The organism is Enterobacter sp. 50588862 (assembly GCF_001462935.1).
GTDB classification, from domain to species: domain Bacteria; phylum Pseudomonadota; class Gammaproteobacteria; order Enterobacterales; family Enterobacteriaceae; genus Enterobacter; species Enterobacter bugandensis.
Window position 1 is genome coordinate 524,601 of sequence record NZ_LNHM01000021.1, and the last position, 16,676, is coordinate 541,276.

The following is a 16,676-nucleotide window of genomic DNA, read 5'->3' on the forward strand; positions in this document are numbered from 1 at the left end:
GTCCGCTTGGCTACTGGAACATAACGACGCATGACAACACAGGCCCCACCTTCAAATTTGCTTCCCCTTAACCCGGAGCAACTGGCGCGCCTTCAGGCTGCCACCTCTGATTTTTCTCCCACTCAGCTTGCCTGGGTCTCCGGTTATTTCTGGGGAATGCTCAACCAGCAGCCTGGCGCGGTGGCTGGCGCACCGGCAACGGCCGTGGAAATTCCTGCTATTACGCTGATTAGCGCCTCGCAGACGGGCAACGCCCGCCGCGTGGCCGAAGCGCTGCGTGATGATCTGCTGGCCGCCAAACTGAACGTGAACCTGGTCAACGCCGGGGATTATAAATTCAAACAAATCGCGTCAGAAAAACTGCTGGTGATGGTCGCCTCGACCCAGGGGGAAGGTGAACCCGCTGAAGAAGCGGTGGCGCTGCACAAGTTCCTGTTCTCAAAAAAAGCCCCTAAGCTGAATGGCACGGCGTTTGCCGTATTTGGCCTGGGCGATACCTCCTATGAATTCTTCTGCCAGTCCGGTAAAGATTTCGACAGCAAGCTGGCGGAGCTGGGCGCGGAGCGCCTGCTGGACCGCGTGGACGCGGATGTGGAATACCAGACTGCCGCCGCTGAATGGCGTGCGCGCATCGTTGAGGTGTTGAAAGCCCGCGTCCCGAAAGAGACGCCAGCACAGGCCGCGGTGACCGCTGCGGGCACCGTCAATGAGATCCACACCAGCCCGTACACCAAAGAGTCGCCGCTGACGGCGAGCCTGTCGGTGAACCAGAAAATTACGGGCCGCGACTCGGAAAAAGACGTGCGCCATATTGAAATCGATCTTGGCGACTCCGGCCTGCGCTATCAGCCTGGCGATGCGCTGGGCGTCTGGTATCAGAACGATCCGGCGCTGGTGAAAGAGCTGGTGGAACTGCTGTGGCTGAAGGGTGACGAGCCCGTCACCGTTGACGGCAAAACCCAGCCACTTTCAGAGGCGCTGCAGTGGCATTTCGAGCTGACGGTGAACACCCCGAATATCGTCGAGAATTATGCCACCCTAACGCGCAGCGAATCCCTGCTGCCGCTGGTGGGCGACAAAGCGAAGCTGCAGCATTACGCCGCGACGACGCCGATTGTCGATATGGTGCGTTTCTCTCCGGCACAGCTGGATGCCGATGCGCTGATCGGTCTGCTGCGTCCGCTGACCCCACGCCTGTACTCTATCGCCTCTTCCCAGGCGGAAGTGGAAAGCGAAGTTCACGTTACCGTCGGCGTGGTGCGCTACGACATCGAAGGCCGCGCCCGCGCGGGTGGGGCATCAAGCTTCCTGGCGGACCGCGTGGAAGAAGAGGGCGAGGTGCGCGTCTTTATCGAGCACAACGACAACTTCCGCCTGCCGGCGAACCCGGAAACTCCGGTGATCATGATTGGCCCGGGCACCGGCATCGCGCCGTTCCGCGCCTTTATGCAGCAGCGTGCCGCGGACGACGCGCCGGGTAAAAACTGGCTGTTCTTCGGCAACCCGCACTTTACCGAAGATTTCCTCTACCAGGTTGAGTGGCAGCGCTACGTCAAAGAGGGCGTACTGACCCGCATCGATCTGGCCTGGTCCCGCGATCAGAAAGAAAAAGTATACGTACAAGACAAACTGCGCGAACAGGGCGCAGAGCTGTGGCGCTGGATCAATGACGGTGCCCACATTTATGTCTGCGGCGACGCCAATCGCATGGCGAAAGACGTTGAGCAGGCACTGCTGGAAGTGATTGCCGAATTCGGCGGTATGGATGCCGAAGCGGCGGATGAATTTTTAAGTGAGCTGCGCGTTGAGCGCCGTTATCAGCGAGATGTCTACTAATGAGCGAAAAACATCCAGGGCCACTGGTGGTCGAAGGTAAACTGACAGACGCCGAGCGCATGAAGCTGGAAAGCAACTATCTGCGCGGCACCATTGCTGAAGATCTGAATGACGGCCTGACCGGCGGTTTCAAAGGCGACAACTTCCTGCTGATCCGTTTCCACGGTATGTATCAGCAGGACGACCGCGATATCCGCGCCGAGCGCGCAGAACAGAAACTGGAGCCGCGCCACGCGATGCTGCTGCGCTGCCGTCTGCCGGGCGGGGTGATCACCACCAAACAGTGGCAGGCGATCGACAAGTTTGCAGGTGAAAACACGATTTATGGCAGCATCCGCCTGACCAACCGTCAGACCTTCCAGTTCCACGGGATTCTGAAGAAGAACGTGAAGCCGGTGCACCAGATGCTCCACTCCGTGGGTCTGGACGCGCTGGCGACCGCCAACGACATGAACCGTAACGTGCTCTGCACCTCGAACCCGTACGAGTCCGAGCTGCACGCCGAAGCGTATGAGTGGGCGAAGAAAATTTCCGAGCACCTGCTGCCGCGTACCCGCGCCTATGCGGAGATCTGGCTCGATCAGGAAAAAGTCGCGACCACCGACGAAGAACCGATCCTCGGTCAGACCTACCTGCCGCGTAAGTTCAAAACCACGGTGGTGATCCCGCCGCAGAACGACATCGATCTGCACGCCAACGACATGAACTTCGTGGCGATTGCCGAAAACGGCAAGCTGGTGGGCTTTAACCTGCTGGTGGGCGGCGGCCTGTCTATTGAGCACGGTAACAAGAAAACCTACGCCCGCACCGCGAGCGAGTTCGGCTTCCTGCCGCTGGAGCACACGCTGGCCGTGGCGGAAGCGGTAGTGACCACCCAGCGCGACTGGGGCAACCGTACCGACCGTAAAAACGCGAAAACCAAGTACACTCTGGAGCGCGTGGGCGTTGAAACGTTCAAAGAGGAAGTGGAGCGTCGTGCGGGGATCAAATTTGAGCCGATCCGCCCTTACGAATTCACCGGTCGCGGCGATCGCATCGGCTGGGTGAAAGGTATCGACAATAACTGGCACCTGACGCTGTTCATTGAAAATGGCCGTATTCTGGATTATCCGGGCCGCCCGCTGAAAACCGGTCTGCTGGAAATCGCGAAGATCCACAAAGGCGAGTTCCGTATCACCGCTAACCAGAACCTGATCGTCGCCAGCGTGCCGGAAAGCGAAAAGGCGAAAATTGAGGAGCTGGCGCGCGAGCACGGGTTGATGAATGCGGTGAAGCCACAGCGTGAAAACTCGATGGCCTGCGTGTCGTTCCCGACCTGTCCGCTGGCGATGGCCGAAGCCGAGCGTTTCCTGCCATCATTCACTGACAAAGTGGAAGCGATTCTGGAAAAACACGGTATTCCGGACGAGCATATTGTTATGCGCGTGACGGGCTGCCCGAACGGCTGCGGTCGCGCGATGCTGGCCGAGCTGGGGCTGGTGGGGAAAGCGCCGGGTCGCTACAACCTGCACCTGGGCGGTAACCGTATCGGCACGCGTATTCCACGCATGTTCCGCGAGAACATCACCGAGCCGGAAATTCTTGATTCTATCGACGAGCTTGTCGGGCGCTGGGCGAAAGAGCGCGAAGCGGGTGAAGGCTTTGGCGACTTTACGGTGCGTGCGGGCATCATTCGCCCGGTGCTCGATCCCGCAAGGGATTTCTGGGAGTAACCACGAGAGGTAATTATGTCCGTACTCGATCTAAACGCCCTTAATGACCTGCCAAAAGTCGAACGCATTCTGGCGCTGGCAGAAACTAACGCTCACCTTGAAAAGCTGGACGCCGAAGGGCGCGTAGCGTGGGCGCTGGAAAACCTGCCGGGAGAGTATGTGCTCTCATCAAGCTTTGGTATTCAGGCGGCGGTCAGCCTGCATCTGGTGAATCAGATCCGTCCGGACTTACCGGTGATCCTCACCGATACCGGCTACCTGTTCCCGGAAACCTACCAGTTTATCGACGAGCTGACGGACAAGCTCAGGCTGAACCTCAAAGTCTACCGCGCAACGGAAAGCGCGGCCTGGCAGGAGGCGCGCTACGGCAAGCTGTGGGAGCAGGGCGTTGAGGGCATTGAAAAATACAATGAGATCAACAAAGTTGAGCCGATGAACCGGGCGCTGAAAGAGCTGAACGCCCAAACGTGGTTTGCCGGCCTGCGCCGCGAGCAGTCCGGGAGCCGCGCAACCTTACCGGTACTGGCGGTACAGCGCGGCGTATTCAAAGTGCTACCGATTATCGACTGGGATAACCGCACGGTGTATCAGTATCTGCAAAAACACGGGCTCAAGTACCATCCGCTATGGGACCAGGGCTACCTGTCCGTGGGCGACACCCACACCACGCGCAAATGGGAGCCGGGAATGGCGGAAGAAGAGACGCGATTCTTCGGGCTGAAGCGCGAGTGCGGGCTGCACGAAGGGTGATCCTTTATCCTCCCTCTCCCTGTGGGAGAGGGTTGGGGTGAGGGCATCAGGCCCCGCTATACTTAAAAACATCAGGCTTTGCCCGCTTTCGCCAGCTCCTTCACCAGCGGCAGCATCACTTTCACCACGTCCCGGCTGCGGTGCTCAATCCGCTGCGGCAGGGCGCTGTCTATGTGCTGCTGATTATCCAGCCGCACGTCATGCCAGCTGGTTCCGTCCGGGAACGCTTTCGATTTAGCGCGCTGCTGATAGCCATCCTTTTTGCCCAGCGCCCAGTTCGTCGCCTCGACGTACAGCACCGGAATGCCTGCTTTATCAAACACTTCCCCGTCGTTACAACAGCCAGTGCCTTTTGGATAATCCGGGTTACCGCCTGGGTTTGTTGCGGCATAGACGCCATGCGTACGGGCAAGCGCCAGCGCACGGTCGCGGGTGAGTTTACGCACGCTGCTCGGCGTGCTCTGTCCACTATTAAAATAGAGCTTATCGCCAACGATCAGGTTATCGAGGTTAATCACCAGCAGCGTATTTTTCTTCTCCTCAGCGCTCATCCGTTTAAGGAGATTCTCAGCGCCGAGTTTTCCTTCTTCTTCGCCGCTGGTCGCCACAAAGCGAATACCGTATTTCGTCGGAATATTTTTAAGGCGTTCAGCCAGTTCAAGCATCACGCCGAGACCCGCTGCGTTATCGTCCATGCCCTGCAGCGTCAGTCCCCCGAGGTTATTATCAATATCGGCGTCGCTCATTGGCGCATAGGTATCCAGGTGCGCCATGATAATAATCTGCTCAGCCGCTTTCCCCTCATGCGCCGCAATTACCGTGCTGCCGGTCACGTTATGCCAGTTTTGCGTTTTATTGCGTGAGGTATAGATGTAGCGGCTGTGAAACGAGCGTATGTCACTCTGGTAGCCCATCTGTGCAAACTGCTGGCGAATATAGTCGGCGGAGAGCATCTCCGCGGGTGAACCGGTCATGCGGCCAGGGAAAACCGTCGCAATATGTCGCGCCTGCTGAGTCGCGATTTCACCATAAGGTTGATTTTTTGCCTGAGCCGGAAGGATAAAGCAAACGCCGAGCGCCAGGGCAGCAATACGGTGGCGCGTTGCGGAAAACATAGTGAGTCCTTAAAAACAGAGCAAAATAATAACGTGCATAGTATGAAACTGTGATCGTCCATACACAATTTGAATTGCTCTTAAATGCCCGAAATTTCGCGTGTTAAGCATTTTTTGGTATTTGCTTTTTTACTGCGTTATTCCATTGAGTAACTACTCATTCCAATTCGTAATTTCATTCGATCTAAGCCGCCCCCTATAGTCCCTCTATTCCTCGTTGTTAGTGAGTTGTTGCCTGTGGACTATCTGCCCCTTTTTGCCGCCTTAAAAGACCGACCGGTACTGGTTGTCGGCACGGGAGAAATTGCCGATCGCAAAATCGCGTTTTTGCAGCGCGCAGGGGCACAGGTGCGGGTTGTTGAAGAGGCGGATTTCGACGAGTCACAGATCGACAGCGTGGTGCTGGTGATTGCGGCGACTGAAAATCGGGAACTTAACCGGCGGGTCTCCGACGCGGCCCAGGCCCGTTACCGTCTGGTGAACGTGGTGGACGACCAGCCTTTATGCTCGTTTATCTTCCCGTCGATCGTTGACCGCTCGCCGCTGCTGGTGGCGATCTCCTCCGGCGGCACCGCGCCGGTGCTGGCGCGCGTGCTGCGGGAAAAGATCGAAGCGCTGCTGCCGACCAGCCTCGGGCGCATGGCGGAGAAAGCCAGCTACTGGCGCAACCATTTAAAAAACCGCCTGACCAGCGTGACGGAACGCCGTCGCTTCTGGGAGCGCGTATTTCGCGGCCGCTTTGCCAGCCTGATGCAGGCGGGCAATGAGACGGCGGCGCAGAAAATTCTCGAAGACGAACTGGATAACCCCGGCAGTACGGGCGGGGAAATTATTCTGGTGGGAGCCGGGCCGGGGGATGCCGGTTTGCTGACGCTGCGCGGCCTGCAGGTTTTGCAGGATGCGGACGTGGTGTTCTACGACCACCTGGTCACCGATGGCGTGCGCGAGCTGATCCGTCGCGATGCGGAGCAAATCTGCGTCGGCAAACGGGCGGGGGAACACTCCGTGCCGCAGCACGATACCAACCAGATGCTGATTGCCGCCGCGAAAGCGGGCAAAACCGTGGTGCGCCTGAAAGGGGGCGACCCGTTCATTTTCGGTCGCGGCGGTGAAGAACTGCAGGCGGCAGCCGAGGCGGGCGTACCGTTCCAGATGGTGCCCGGCATCACATCGGCGTCAGCCGTGACGGCCTACGCCGGGATCCCGCTCACCCATCGCGATTATGCCCAGAGCGTCACCTTTGTGACCGGACACTACAAGGCCGACAGCACGCCGTTTGACTGGTCGCATCTCGCCCAGAGCCGCCAGACGCTGGCGATCTACATGGGCACCATGAAGGCGGCGGACATCAGCGAACAGCTTATTCAGCACGGTCGCGAGGCGACGACGCCCGTTGCCGTCATTTCTCGCGGTACGCGCGTCGATCAGCATGTCGCTATCGGCACATTACAAGACCTTGCAACCCTGGCGAAAGACGCCCCGATGCCTGCCCTGATCGTGGTGGGAGAGGTGGTGCAGCTGCACAGCACCCTCGCCTGGTTCCAACACACAACCGATACAGAAGGCTTTGGTTCTTCTGTTGTAAATTTGGCTTAAGGAACGGTTATGGACCAAAAACGACTTACTCACCTGCGGCAGCTCGAAGCGGAAAGTATCCATATTATCCGCGAAGTGGCCGCCGAGTTCTCTAACCCGGTGATGATGTACTCCATCGGTAAAGATTCCAGCGTCATGCTGCACCTGGCGCGTAAAGCGTTTTATCCGGGCACGCTGCCGTTCCCGCTGCTGCACGTGGATACCGGCTGGAAATTCCGCGAAATGTACGAATTCCGCGACCGTACCGCCAAAGCCTACGGCTGCGAGCTGCTGGTGCACAAAAATCCGGAAGGGGTGGCGATGGGCATTAACCCGTTCGTGCACGGTAGCGCCAAACATACCGACATCATGAAAACCGAAGGGCTGAAGCAGGCGCTGAATAAATACGGTTTTGACGCGGCCTTCGGCGGCGCGCGGCGTGACGAGGAGAAATCCCGCGCCAAAGAGCGTATCTACTCCTTCCGCGACCGCTTCCACCGCTGGGACCCAAAAAACCAGCGCCCTGAGCTGTGGCACAACTACAACGGCCAGATCAACAAGGGCGAAAGCATTCGCGTTTTCCCGCTCTCCAACTGGACCGAGCTGGATATCTGGCAGTACATCTATCTGGAAAACATCGAGATTGTTCCGCTGTACCTGGCCGCCGAGCGCCCGGTGCTGGAGCGCGACGGCATGCTGATGATGATTGACGACGATCGTATCGACCTGCAGCCGGGTGAAGTGATCAAAAAACAGATGGTCCGTTTCCGTACCCTCGGCTGCTGGCCGCTGACCGGCGCGGTGGAATCGAACGCGCAGACGCTGCCGGAGATCATCGAAGAGATGCTGGTGTCCACCACCAGCGAGCGACAGGGGCGCGTGATTGACCGCGACCAGGCAGGCTCCATGGAGCTGAAGAAACGTCAGGGTTATTTCTAAGGAGCCGCCATGAACACCACTATTGCTCAACAAATTGCCAACGAAGGCGGCGTGGAAGCGTATCTGCACGCCCAACAACATAAAAGCCTGCTGCGCTTTCTGACCTGCGGCAGCGTGGATGACGGGAAAAGTACCCTGATTGGCCGCCTGCTGCACGATACGCGCCAGATCTACGAAGATCAGCTATCTTCCCTGCATAACGACAGCAAGCGTCACGGCACCCAGGGCGAAAAACTCGACCTGGCCCTGCTGGTGGACGGCCTGCAGGCGGAGCGCGAGCAGGGCATTACCATCGATGTGGCCTACCGTTACTTCTCTACCGAGAAGCGCAAATTTATTATTGCCGACACCCCGGGGCACGAGCAGTACACCCGCAATATGGCGACCGGCGCATCCACCTGCGATCTGGCGATCCTGCTGATGGACGCCCGTAAAGGCGTGCTGGATCAAACCCGTCGCCACAGCTTTATCTCCACTTTGCTGGGGATCAAGCACCTGGTGGTGGCGGTCAACAAGATGGATCTGGTGAACTTCAGCGAAGAAAAATTCGAGGAGATCCGCCAGAGCTACCTGACCTTTGCCGAACAGCTGCCGGGCAACCTGGATATTCGCTTTGTGCCGCTCTCGGCGCTGGAAGGGGATAACGTCGCCTCCCAGAGCGCGAACATGCCGTGGTACAGCGGCTCGACGCTGCTGGAAGTGCTCGAAACCGTTGAAATTCAGCGCGTTGTCGACACTCAGCCAATGCGCTTCCCGGTGCAGTACGTGAACCGTCCAAACCTCGATTTCCGCGGCTTCTCCGGCACTATTGCTTCCGGTTCCGTGAAGGTGGGGCAGCGCGTGAAGGTGCTGCCATCCGGCGTGGAGTCAGCAATTGCACGTATCGTGACCTTCGACGGCGATCTGCCTGAGGCCGGAGCGGGTGAAGCGGTCACGCTGGTGCTGAAAGACGAAATTGATATCAGCCGCGGTGACCTGCTGGTCGACGCGCAGGAGACGCTGGCGGCGGTGCAGGGCGCGTCCGTAGACGTAGTGTGGATGGCCGAACAGCCGCTGACCGCAGGCCAGAGCTACGACATCAAAATTGCCGGCAAGAAAACCCGTGCCCGCGTGGACGGCATTCAGTTCCAGGTGGACATCAACAACCTGACCCACCGTGATGTGAGCGAACTGCCGCTGAACGGCATCGGTCTGGTCGATCTGACCTTCGACGAGCCGCTGGTGCTGGATCCGTATCAGCAGAACCCGGTGACGGGCGGGCTGATCTTTATTGACCGCCTGACCAACGTTACCGTCGGTGCTGGCATGGTGCGCGAGCCTAACGCGCAGGCGAGCGTGACCTCTGAGTTCAGCGCCTTCGAGCTGGAGCTGAACGCGCTGGTGCGTAAGCACTTCCCGCACTGGGGCGCCCGCGATCTGCTGGGAGGCAAGTAATGGCCGCCCATGATGAGAACGTCGTCTGGCACCCTCATCCGGTCACCGTCGCCCAGCGCGAACAGCTTCACGGCCACCGTGGGGTGGTGCTGTGGTTTACCGGGCTGTCTGGCTCCGGTAAATCCACGGTGGCGGGCGCGCTGGAAGAGGCGCTGCATCAGCAGGGAGTAAGTACCTACCTGCTGGATGGCGACAACGTGCGTCACGGCCTGTGCAGCGATTTGGGGTTCAGCGACGACGACCGCAAAGAGAACATTCGCCGGGTAGGTGAAGTCGCCAGCCTGATGGCTGACGCCGGGCTGGTGGTGCTGACGGCGTTTATCTCGCCGCACCGCGCCGAGCGCCAGATGGTGCGCGAGCGCGTGGGTCAGGATCGCTTTATCGAAGTGTTTGTCGATACGCCGCTGGAGATCTGCGAAGCGCGCGATCCGAAAGGGCTGTACAAAAAAGCGCGTGCCGGCGAGCTGCGAAACTTCACCGGAATTGACTCGGTTTACGAAGCGCCTGAATCGCCTGAGATTCACCTTGAAGGTCAACAATTGGTAACAAATTTAGTAAGCCAATTATTAGACCTGCTCAGACGGGACGATATTATCAGATCCTGAGGCGGTATCGTTCGGGAGCTGTCTTCCCGAACGATGAGTCACGGTCACAGGATTAGCTATGCGCAACAGTGAAAACTACATTATCACCACCGGGTCGGAACCGTTAACCACCGACAATGAGACGACCTGGTCCTTCCCTGGGGCGATAGTCGGCTTTGCGTCGTGGTTACTGGCGCTGGGTATCCCGTTTTTGATCTACGGTGGTAACACCCTTTTCTTCTTTCTCTACACCTGGCCCTTCTTCCTGGCGCTGATGCCCGTTGCGGTCGTTGTCGGGGTTGCGCTGCACTCCCTTTTCAACGGCAAGCTCCTGTACAGTACGGTTATCACGATTGCCGCCGTTGTCGTCATCTTTGGCCTGCTGTTTTTATGGCTGATGGGCTAACTTGCGACATAATTAAAACCCCGCAGTAGAGTCGAACGGAAAGTTATGGGATGATGATGCCGTTTTTTCAGGGGGCAGGATGGGTAAACTAACGCTGCTGTTGCTGGCTTTGCTGGTCTGGCTGCAATATTCGTTGTGGTTCGGTAAGAACGGGCTGCACGACTACAGCCGGGTGAGCGATGACGTCGCGGCTCAGCAGGCAACAAATGCCAAACTTAAGGCGCGTAACGATCAACTCTTTGCTGAAATTGATGACCTCAATGGCGGCCAGGAGGCGATTGAGGAGCGCGCACGCAATGAACTCAGTATGACTAAGCCGGGCGAAACCTTTTATCGTCTGGTTCCGGATGCGTCTAAACGCAATCAGGGCTCAGCACAAAACAATCGATAATCAGGCCCAGGATTACGACATGGCAGCAACTTTTTCGGACGTATGTGCCGTGGTGCCGGCCGCAGGTTTTGGCCGGCGCATGCAGACAGAATGTCCCAAGCAGTACCTCTCAATTGGCGATAAAACGATCCTTGAGCACGCCGTGGCGGCGCTGCTGGCGCACCCGCGGGTGACGCACGTGGTCATCGCCATCAGTCCCGGCGATGCCCGCTTTGCGCAGCTGCCGCTGGCAAACCACCCACAGATTACCGTAGTTGATGGCGGCGCCGAGCGCGCCGATTCCGTGCTGGCGGGCATTCAGGCTGCCGGAAGCGCCCAGTGGGTGCTGGTCCATGACGCGGCACGTCCGTGCCTGCATCAGGACGACCTGGCACGCCTGCTGGCGCTGAGCGAAACCAGTAAAGTGGGCGGCATTCTGGCCGCGCCGGTGCGCGACACCATGAAGCGTGCCGAGCCGGGCAAGCGTGCCATCGCCCACACCGTTGAGCGCGTCGACTTATGGCACGCGCTGACGCCGCAATTTTTCCCCCGCGAACTGCTCCACGGCTGCTTAACGCGTGCCCTTAATGAAGGCGCGACCATCACGGACGAAGCCTCCGCGCTGGAGTATTGCGGTTTTCACCCCACGCTTGTTGAAGGGCGCGCTGATAATATAAAAGTGACGCGCCCGGAAGATTTACAGCTCGCGGAATTTTATCTTACCCGTTCGACCCATCAGGAGAAGGCATAATGCGAATTGGACACGGTTTTGATGTACACGCCTTTGGCGGAGAAGGCCCAATTATCATTGGCGGCGTACGTATTCCTTACGAAAAAGGGCTGCTGGCGCATTCTGATGGCGACGTGGCGCTGCATGCGCTGACCGACGCGCTACTCGGCGCTGCCGCGCTGGGTGATATCGGCAAGCTGTTCCCGGACACCGACCCGGCCTTTAAAGGGGCGGACAGCCGCGAATTGCTGCGCGAAGCGTGGCGCCGTATTCAGGCGAAAGGTTACACCCTCGGCAACGTCGACGTGACGATTATTGCCCAGGCCCCGAAAATGCTGCCGCACATTCCGCAGATGCGCGTATTTATCGCTGAAGATCTGGGCTGCCATATGGACGACGTCAACGTCAAAGCCACCACCACGGAGAAGCTGGGCTTTACCGGTCGTGGCGAAGGGATTGCCTGTGAAGCCGTGGCGCTGCTGGTGAAGGCGGCAAAATGACGGACTTCAATAACCTGACATACCTGCACGGTAAGCCGCAGGGGAACGGGGTGCTGAAAGCCAGCCCGGAAGATTTCCTCGTGGTTGAGGATCTGGGCTTTGAACCCGATGGCGAAGGCGAACATATCCTGGTGCGTATTCTGAAAAACGGCTGCAACACCCGCTTTGTGGCCGACGCGCTGGCAAAATTCCTCAAAATTCACGCCCGGGAAGTGAGCTTTGCCGGGCAGAAAGATAAACACGCTGTCACCGAGCAGTGGCTCTGCGCCCGCGTGCCCGGCAATGCGATGCCTGATTTAAGCAAATTTGAGCTTGAAGGCTGTAAGGTGCTGGAGTACGCCCGCCACAAGCGCAAGCTGCGCCTGGGGGCGTTGAAAGGCAACGCGTTTACGCTGGTGCTGCGCGAAGTGACCGATCGAGAAGACGTTGAAAAACGTCTCAACGCCATTAATGAACGCGGCGTTCCGAACTACTTTGGCGCGCAGCGCTTTGGCATTGGCGGCAGCAACCTGCAGGGCGCTCTGCGCTGGGCGCAAAGCGATGCGCCGGTGCGCGACAGGAATAAACGCAGTTTTTGGTTGTCGGCGGCCCGCAGCGCGTTGTTTAATCAGATTGTGAGCGAAAGGCTGAAAAAACCGGACGCGAATCAAGTTGTTGTTGGCGATGCGCTACAATTAGCGGGACGCGGAAGCTGGTTTGTGGCAACGGCCGAAGAAATGGCCGATGTGCAGTCGCGCGTGGATGCCAAAGCGCTGATGATTACCGCAGCTTTGCCGGGCTCAGGCGACTGGGGCACCCAGGGCGACGCGTTGAGCGCTGAGCAGTCCGCCGTGGCGGATGCGCCGGAATTACAATCCTTGCTGGTGCGGGAAAAAGTCGAAGCAGCGCGCCGCGCGATGCTGCTCTATCCGCAGCAGTTAAGCTGGAACTGGTGGGATGACGTGACCGTCGAGTTACGCTTCTGGCTGCCGGCAGGTAGCTTTGCCACCAGTGTTGTCAGGGAACTAATCAACACCTCGGGTGATTATGCGAATATTGCTGAGTAACGATGACGGGATCCACGCGCCGGGCATTCAGACCCTGGCGAAGCACCTCCGTGAATTTGCGGATGTGCAGGTCGTGGCCCCCGATCGTAACCGCAGTGGAGCGTCTAACTCACTGACGCTGGAGTCGTCGCTTCGCACCTTTACCTTTGAAAATGGCGATATTGCCGTGCAGATGGGCACGCCGACGGACTGCGTGTTTCTGGGCGTGAACGCGCTGATGCGCCCGCGTCCGGATATCGTCGTCTCCGGCATTAACGCCGGGCCGAACCTCGGCGATGACGTGATTTACTCCGGAACGGTAGCGGCGGCAATGGAAGGGCGCCATCTGGGGTTCCCGGCGCTGGCGGTCTCGTTAAACGGCCACACGCACTACGATACCGCCGCCGCGGTGACCTGCTCGATCCTGCGGGCGCTAGGCCGCGAGCCGCTGCGTACCGGGCGCATTCTCAACATCAACGTGCCGGATCTTCCTCTCAATGAAATTAAGGGCATTCGCGTTACGCGCTGCGGAAGCCGGCATCCGGCCGATCAGGTGATCCCGCAGCAGGATCCTCGCGGCAACACGCTTTACTGGATCGGGCCTCCTGGCGATAAGTGCGATGCGGGTCCGGACACCGACTTTGCCGCCGTGGATGATGGCTATGTCTCGGTCACTCCGCTGCACGTAGATTTAACCGCGTATAGCGCGCATGATGTGGTGTCGGGCTGGCTGGATCGCGCAGGAGTGAACGCGCAATGGTAAGCAAACGTGTACAAACTCTTCTGGAACAACTTCGCGCACAGGGGATCCGCGACGAGCACGTGCTTGAAGCGCTCGCTCAGGTCCCGCGTGAGAAATTTGTAGACGAGGCGTTTGAACACAAAGCGTGGGAAAACGTAGCGCTGCCCATCGGGCAAGGCCAGACGATTTCGCAGCCTTATATGGTGGCGCGGATGACGGAGCTGCTGGAGCTCACGCCCGACTCACGCGTGCTGGAGATTGGCACCGGGTCGGGGTATCAGACCGCCATCCTGGCGCATCTGGTACACCATGTCTGTTCCGTAGAGCGGATCAAAGGTTTGCAATGGCAGGCGCGTCGTCGCCTGAAACAACTTGATTTACATAATGTTTCGACACGACACGGTGATGGATGGCAGGGTTGGCAGGCTCGCGCCCCGTTTGACGCTATCATCGTGACGGCGGCTCCGCCTGAAATTCCCGCTGCGCTCTTGTCGCAGCTGGATGAGGGGGGCATTCTTGTTCTGCCCGTCGGGGACGAGCAGCAGCTATTAAAGCGCGTTCGACGGCGCGGCGGCGAGTATATTATCGACACCGTGGAAGCCGTGCGCTTTGTGCCTCTGGTAAAGGGGGAGTTGGCCTGAGACTCGGATTTATCCAGGGTTATTAAGGCAAATTCAGCGTATGGTGTGGCGCGAAAGATTCGTGTCATCACGGTAAATTTTAAGTCACTGGTAGTTAACACATTCCTGGGGGATAAATGAGCGCGGGAAGCCCTAAATTCACCATCAGCCGTGTTGCGGCATTATCACTGGTTTCGCTCTGGCTGGCAGGCTGTACAAGTTCCAACAACGCGCCTGCGCCCGTCAGTTCCGTCGGGGGAAACAGCGGCTCCGGTAACACGTCCAGCGGAATGTTGATCACGCCTCCGCCTAAAATGGGTACTGCTGCGCCGCAGCAAACACCACAAATTCAGCCTGTGCAACATCCTGTTACACAGCCAACGCAGATTCAGCCAGTTGAACAGCCTGTTCAGACCCAAAATGGCCGCATAGTCTATAACCGCCAGTATGGGAACATTCCGAAAGGCAGCTATACCGGCGGCAGCACCTATACCGTGAAGCGCGGCGATACGCTGTTCTACATTGCCTGGATCACCGGGAACGATTTCCGTGACCTCGCGCAGCGCAATAACGTCCAGGCCCCGTATGCTCTGGAAGTTGGCCAAACGCTCCAGGTGGGCAACGCAACGGGTACGCCACTGACGCCTGGCAATACGGTTTCAGCGGCCGATGTGACGGCTCAAAATAACAGCGTTAAGCCTGCACAAAAATCCACCACGGTGGTTGCTTCACAACCTGTAATTACGTATTCTGAGGATTCAGGTGATCAGACTGCTAACAAAATGTTGCCGAATAATAAAGGGACTGCGACTGTTGTCACAGCACCGACCACGGCACCTGTGGTTAGCTCTACTGAACCGACTGCAAGCAGTCAGAATGCCAGTTCGTCCATCACCGCATGGCGCTGGCCAACCGACGGCAAGATTATCGAGAACTTCGCAACCTCTGAGGGTGGGAACAAAGGGATCGATATCGCAGGCAGTAAAGGACAGGCTATCATCGCGACCGCAGACGGACGCGTTGTGTATGCCGGTAACGCGCTGCGCGGTTACGGTAATCTGATTATCATCAAACATAACGATGATTACCTGAGTGCCTACGCCCATAACGACACAATGCTGGTCCGGGAACAACAAGAAGTTAAGGCGGGGCAAAAAATCGCTACCATGGGTAGCACCGGAACCAGTTCTACACGCTTGCATTTTGAAATTCGTTACAAGGGGAAATCCGTAAACCCGCTGCAGTACTTGCCGCAGCGATAAATTGACGGGGCATGCCAGCCAGGGTGTCTCGTTCAGGGATCACGGGTAGGAGCCACCTTATGAGTCAGAATACGCTGAAAGTTCATGATTTAAATGAAGACGCGGAATTTGATGAGAACGGAGCAGAGGCTTTTGACGAAAAAGCCTTAGTAGAAGAGGAACCCAGTGATAACGATTTGGCTGAAGAAGAGCTGTTATCGCAGGGCGCCACACAGCGTGTACTGGACGCGACTCAGCTTTACCTTGGGGAGATTGGTTACTCCCCACTGCTAACGGCCGAAGAAGAAGTCTATTTCGCACGTCGTGCTTTGCGTGGTGATGTTGCCTCGCGTCGTCGCATGATCGAAAGTAACCTGCGACTGGTCGTGAAAATTGCCCGCCGTTACGGCAATCGTGGTCTGGCTCTGCTGGATCTGATTGAAGAGGGCAACTTAGGTCTCATCCGCGCAGTTGAGAAGTTTGACCCGGAACGCGGGTTCCGTTTCTCAACCTACGCGACCTGGTGGATTCGTCAGACCATCGAACGGGCTATTATGAACCAGACCCGTACGATCCGACTGCCGATCCACATCGTCAAAGAGTTGAACGTCTATCTGCGTACCGCGCGCGAGTTGTCCCATAAACTGGACCATGAGCCAAGCGCAGAAGAAATTGCCGAACAACTCGACAAACCGGTTGATGACGTAAGCCGTATGCTGCGTCTCAACGAGCGCATTACCTCGGTTGACACCCCGCTGGGTGGCGACTCCGAAAAAGCGCTGCTGGACATCCTGGCCGATGAAAAAGACAACGGCCCGGAAGACACCACGCAGGATGATGACATGAAGCAGAGCATCGTCAAATGGCTGTTCGAACTGAACGCCAAACAGCGTGAAGTGCTGGCACGTCGTTTCGGTTTACTGGGGTATGAAGCTGCGACACTGGAAGACGTCGGCCGCGAAATTGGCCTGACCCGTGAACGTGTTCGTCAGATTCAGGTAGAAGGTCTGCGCCGCCTGCGTGAAATCCTGCAGGGGCAAGGTCTGAATATCGAAGCGCTGTTCCGCGAATAAGCATCCTTTCGTCAAAAAAGGCCC

The 16,676-nt window shown here is 57.9% G+C and carries 17 protein-coding genes; 16 read left to right on the forward strand and 1 reads right to left on the reverse strand.

All coding sequences use genetic code 11. From position 1 onward, the window contains the following. Window positions 1-30: 30 nt before the first annotated feature. The 3 genes from cysJ to cysH are packed head-to-tail and all read left to right on the forward strand — an operon-like array spanning window position 31 to window position 4,298. Window positions 31-1,836, forward strand: coding sequence for an NADPH-dependent assimilatory sulfite reductase flavoprotein subunit (cysJ, locus tag APT89_RS10350; protein WP_041908421.1), 1,806 nt, complete (start codon window positions 31-33; stop codon window positions 1,834-1,836). Beyond that, entirely contained in the window at window positions 1,836-3,548 is a 1,713-nt protein-coding gene (gene cysI / locus APT89_RS10355; protein WP_041908423.1) for an assimilatory sulfite reductase (NADPH) hemoprotein subunit, read from the forward strand. The genes cysJ and cysI overlap by 1 nt, the downstream gene beginning before the upstream one ends. A gap of 15 nt (window positions 3,549-3,563) precedes the next feature. Further along, window positions 3,564-4,298 carry a phosphoadenosine phosphosulfate reductase gene (gene cysH / locus APT89_RS10360; RefSeq protein ID WP_060572256.1) on the forward strand — a complete coding sequence of 245 codons (735 nt, stop codon included), beginning with the start codon at window positions 3,564-3,566 and terminating at the stop codon, window positions 4,296-4,298. Window positions 4,299-4,369: 71 nt separating this feature from the next. Here cysH and APT89_RS10365 read toward each other — a convergent pair whose 3' ends face one another. After that, complete coding sequence (locus APT89_RS10365; protein ID WP_060572258.1) at window positions 4,370-5,413, reverse strand: aminopeptidase; 1,044 nt, start codon at window positions 5,411-5,413, stop codon at window positions 4,370-4,372. 246 nt (window positions 5,414-5,659) lie between these two features. Between APT89_RS10365 and cysG the strand changes: the two genes are divergently transcribed. The 13 genes from cysG to rpoS all read left to right on the forward strand — a co-directional run bounded on the left by cysG (window position 5,660) and on the right by rpoS (window position 16,652). Further along, entirely contained in the window at window positions 5,660-7,009 is a 1,350-nt protein-coding gene (cysG, locus tag APT89_RS10370; RefSeq protein WP_192841524.1) for a siroheme synthase CysG, read from the forward strand. A gap of 9 nt (window positions 7,010-7,018) precedes the next feature. Beyond that, window positions 7,019-7,927 (forward strand): sulfate adenylyltransferase subunit CysD, encoded by a 909-nt coding sequence (gene cysD / locus APT89_RS10375; protein WP_008499613.1) that lies wholly within the window; start codon window positions 7,019-7,021, stop codon window positions 7,925-7,927. Between the two features lie 9 nt (window positions 7,928-7,936). Continuing rightward, window positions 7,937-9,361 (forward strand): sulfate adenylyltransferase subunit CysN, encoded by a 1,425-nt coding sequence (cysN, locus tag APT89_RS10380; protein ID WP_060572261.1) that lies wholly within the window; start codon window positions 7,937-7,939, stop codon window positions 9,359-9,361. Then, window positions 9,361-9,966: an adenylyl-sulfate kinase gene (gene cysC, locus APT89_RS10385; protein WP_028014242.1), complete on the forward strand. Its 606-nt coding sequence runs from the start codon at window positions 9,361-9,363 to the stop codon at window positions 9,964-9,966. Before cysN ends, cysC begins: the two co-directional genes overlap by 1 nt. A 58-nt stretch (window positions 9,967-10,024) precedes the next feature. Then, entirely contained in the window at window positions 10,025-10,351 is a 327-nt protein-coding gene (locus APT89_RS10390; protein WP_060572262.1) for a DUF3561 family protein, read from the forward strand. Between the two features lie 79 nt (window positions 10,352-10,430). Further along, window positions 10,431-10,742, forward strand: coding sequence for a cell division protein FtsB (ftsB, locus tag APT89_RS10395; RefSeq protein WP_003862095.1), 312 nt, complete (start codon window positions 10,431-10,433; stop codon window positions 10,740-10,742). Window positions 10,743-10,761: 19 nt separating this feature from the next. Continuing rightward, entirely contained in the window at window positions 10,762-11,472 is a 711-nt protein-coding gene (gene ispD / locus APT89_RS10400; RefSeq protein WP_060572263.1) for a 2-C-methyl-D-erythritol 4-phosphate cytidylyltransferase, read from the forward strand. Further along, window positions 11,472-11,951 carry a 2-C-methyl-D-erythritol 2,4-cyclodiphosphate synthase gene (ispF, locus tag APT89_RS10405; protein WP_006811766.1) on the forward strand — a complete coding sequence of 160 codons (480 nt, stop codon included), beginning with the start codon at window positions 11,472-11,474 and terminating at the stop codon, window positions 11,949-11,951. Before ispD ends, ispF begins: the two co-directional genes overlap by 1 nt. Continuing rightward, entirely contained in the window at window positions 11,948-12,997 is a 1,050-nt protein-coding gene (truD, locus tag APT89_RS10410) for a tRNA pseudouridine(13) synthase TruD (RefSeq protein ID WP_047364436.1), read from the forward strand. The genes ispF and truD overlap by 4 nt, the downstream gene beginning before the upstream one ends. Next, window positions 12,978-13,739 carry a 5'/3'-nucleotidase SurE gene (gene surE, locus APT89_RS10415; protein WP_041908434.1) on the forward strand — a complete coding sequence of 254 codons (762 nt, stop codon included), beginning with the start codon at window positions 12,978-12,980 and terminating at the stop codon, window positions 13,737-13,739. The genes truD and surE overlap by 20 nt, the downstream gene beginning before the upstream one ends. Next, window positions 13,733-14,359 (forward strand): protein-L-isoaspartate(D-aspartate) O-methyltransferase, encoded by a 627-nt coding sequence (locus APT89_RS10420; RefSeq protein ID WP_028014237.1) that lies wholly within the window; start codon window positions 13,733-13,735, stop codon window positions 14,357-14,359. Before surE ends, APT89_RS10420 begins: the two co-directional genes overlap by 7 nt. 116 nt (window positions 14,360-14,475) lie before the next feature. Further along, window positions 14,476-15,600 (forward strand): murein hydrolase activator NlpD, encoded by a 1,125-nt coding sequence (gene nlpD / locus APT89_RS10425; protein ID WP_041908436.1) that lies wholly within the window; start codon window positions 14,476-14,478, stop codon window positions 15,598-15,600. Window positions 15,601-15,659: 59 nt separating this feature from the next. Next, window positions 15,660-16,652, forward strand: coding sequence for an RNA polymerase sigma factor RpoS (gene rpoS, locus APT89_RS10430; RefSeq protein WP_013098493.1), 993 nt, complete (start codon window positions 15,660-15,662; stop codon window positions 16,650-16,652). Window positions 16,653-16,676: the final 24 nt, after the last annotated feature.

Excerpts from the sequence above, each read along its gene's own strand:
- APT89_RS10390 (WP_060572262.1), top strand. The coding sequence starts at position 10,025 with ATGCGCAACAGTGAAAACTACATTATCACCACCGGGTCGGAACCGTTA.
- cysI (WP_041908423.1), top strand. The coding sequence starts at position 1,836 with ATGAGCGAAAAACATCCAGGGCCACTGGTGGTCGAAGGTAAACTGACA.
- rpoS (WP_013098493.1), top strand. The coding sequence starts at position 15,660 with ATGAGTCAGAATACGCTGAAAGTTCATGATTTAAATGAAGACGCGGAA.
- cysH (WP_060572256.1), top strand. The coding sequence starts at position 3,564 with ATGTCCGTACTCGATCTAAACGCCCTTAATGACCTGCCAAAAGTCGAA.
- cysD (WP_008499613.1), top strand. The coding sequence starts at position 7,019 with ATGGACCAAAAACGACTTACTCACCTGCGGCAGCTCGAAGCGGAAAGT.
- truD (WP_047364436.1), top strand. The coding sequence starts at position 11,948 with ATGACGGACTTCAATAACCTGACATACCTGCACGGTAAGCCGCAGGGG.
- ispF (WP_006811766.1), top strand. The coding sequence starts at position 11,472 with ATGCGAATTGGACACGGTTTTGATGTACACGCCTTTGGCGGAGAAGGC.
- APT89_RS10365 (WP_060572258.1), bottom strand. The coding sequence starts at position 5,413 with ATGTTTTCCGCAACGCGCCACCGTATTGCTGCCCTGGCGCTCGGCGTT.
- APT89_RS10420 (WP_028014237.1), top strand. The coding sequence starts at position 13,733 with ATGGTAAGCAAACGTGTACAAACTCTTCTGGAACAACTTCGCGCACAG.
- cysC (WP_028014242.1), top strand. The coding sequence starts at position 9,361 with ATGGCCGCCCATGATGAGAACGTCGTCTGGCACCCTCATCCGGTCACC.
- ispD (WP_060572263.1), top strand. The coding sequence starts at position 10,762 with ATGGCAGCAACTTTTTCGGACGTATGTGCCGTGGTGCCGGCCGCAGGT.
- nlpD (WP_041908436.1), top strand. The coding sequence starts at position 14,476 with ATGAGCGCGGGAAGCCCTAAATTCACCATCAGCCGTGTTGCGGCATTA.
- cysN (WP_060572261.1), top strand. The coding sequence starts at position 7,937 with ATGAACACCACTATTGCTCAACAAATTGCCAACGAAGGCGGCGTGGAA.
- cysJ (WP_041908421.1), top strand. The coding sequence starts at position 31 with ATGACAACACAGGCCCCACCTTCAAATTTGCTTCCCCTTAACCCGGAG.
- surE (WP_041908434.1), top strand. The coding sequence starts at position 12,978 with ATGCGAATATTGCTGAGTAACGATGACGGGATCCACGCGCCGGGCATT.
- ftsB (WP_003862095.1), top strand. The coding sequence starts at position 10,431 with ATGGGTAAACTAACGCTGCTGTTGCTGGCTTTGCTGGTCTGGCTGCAA.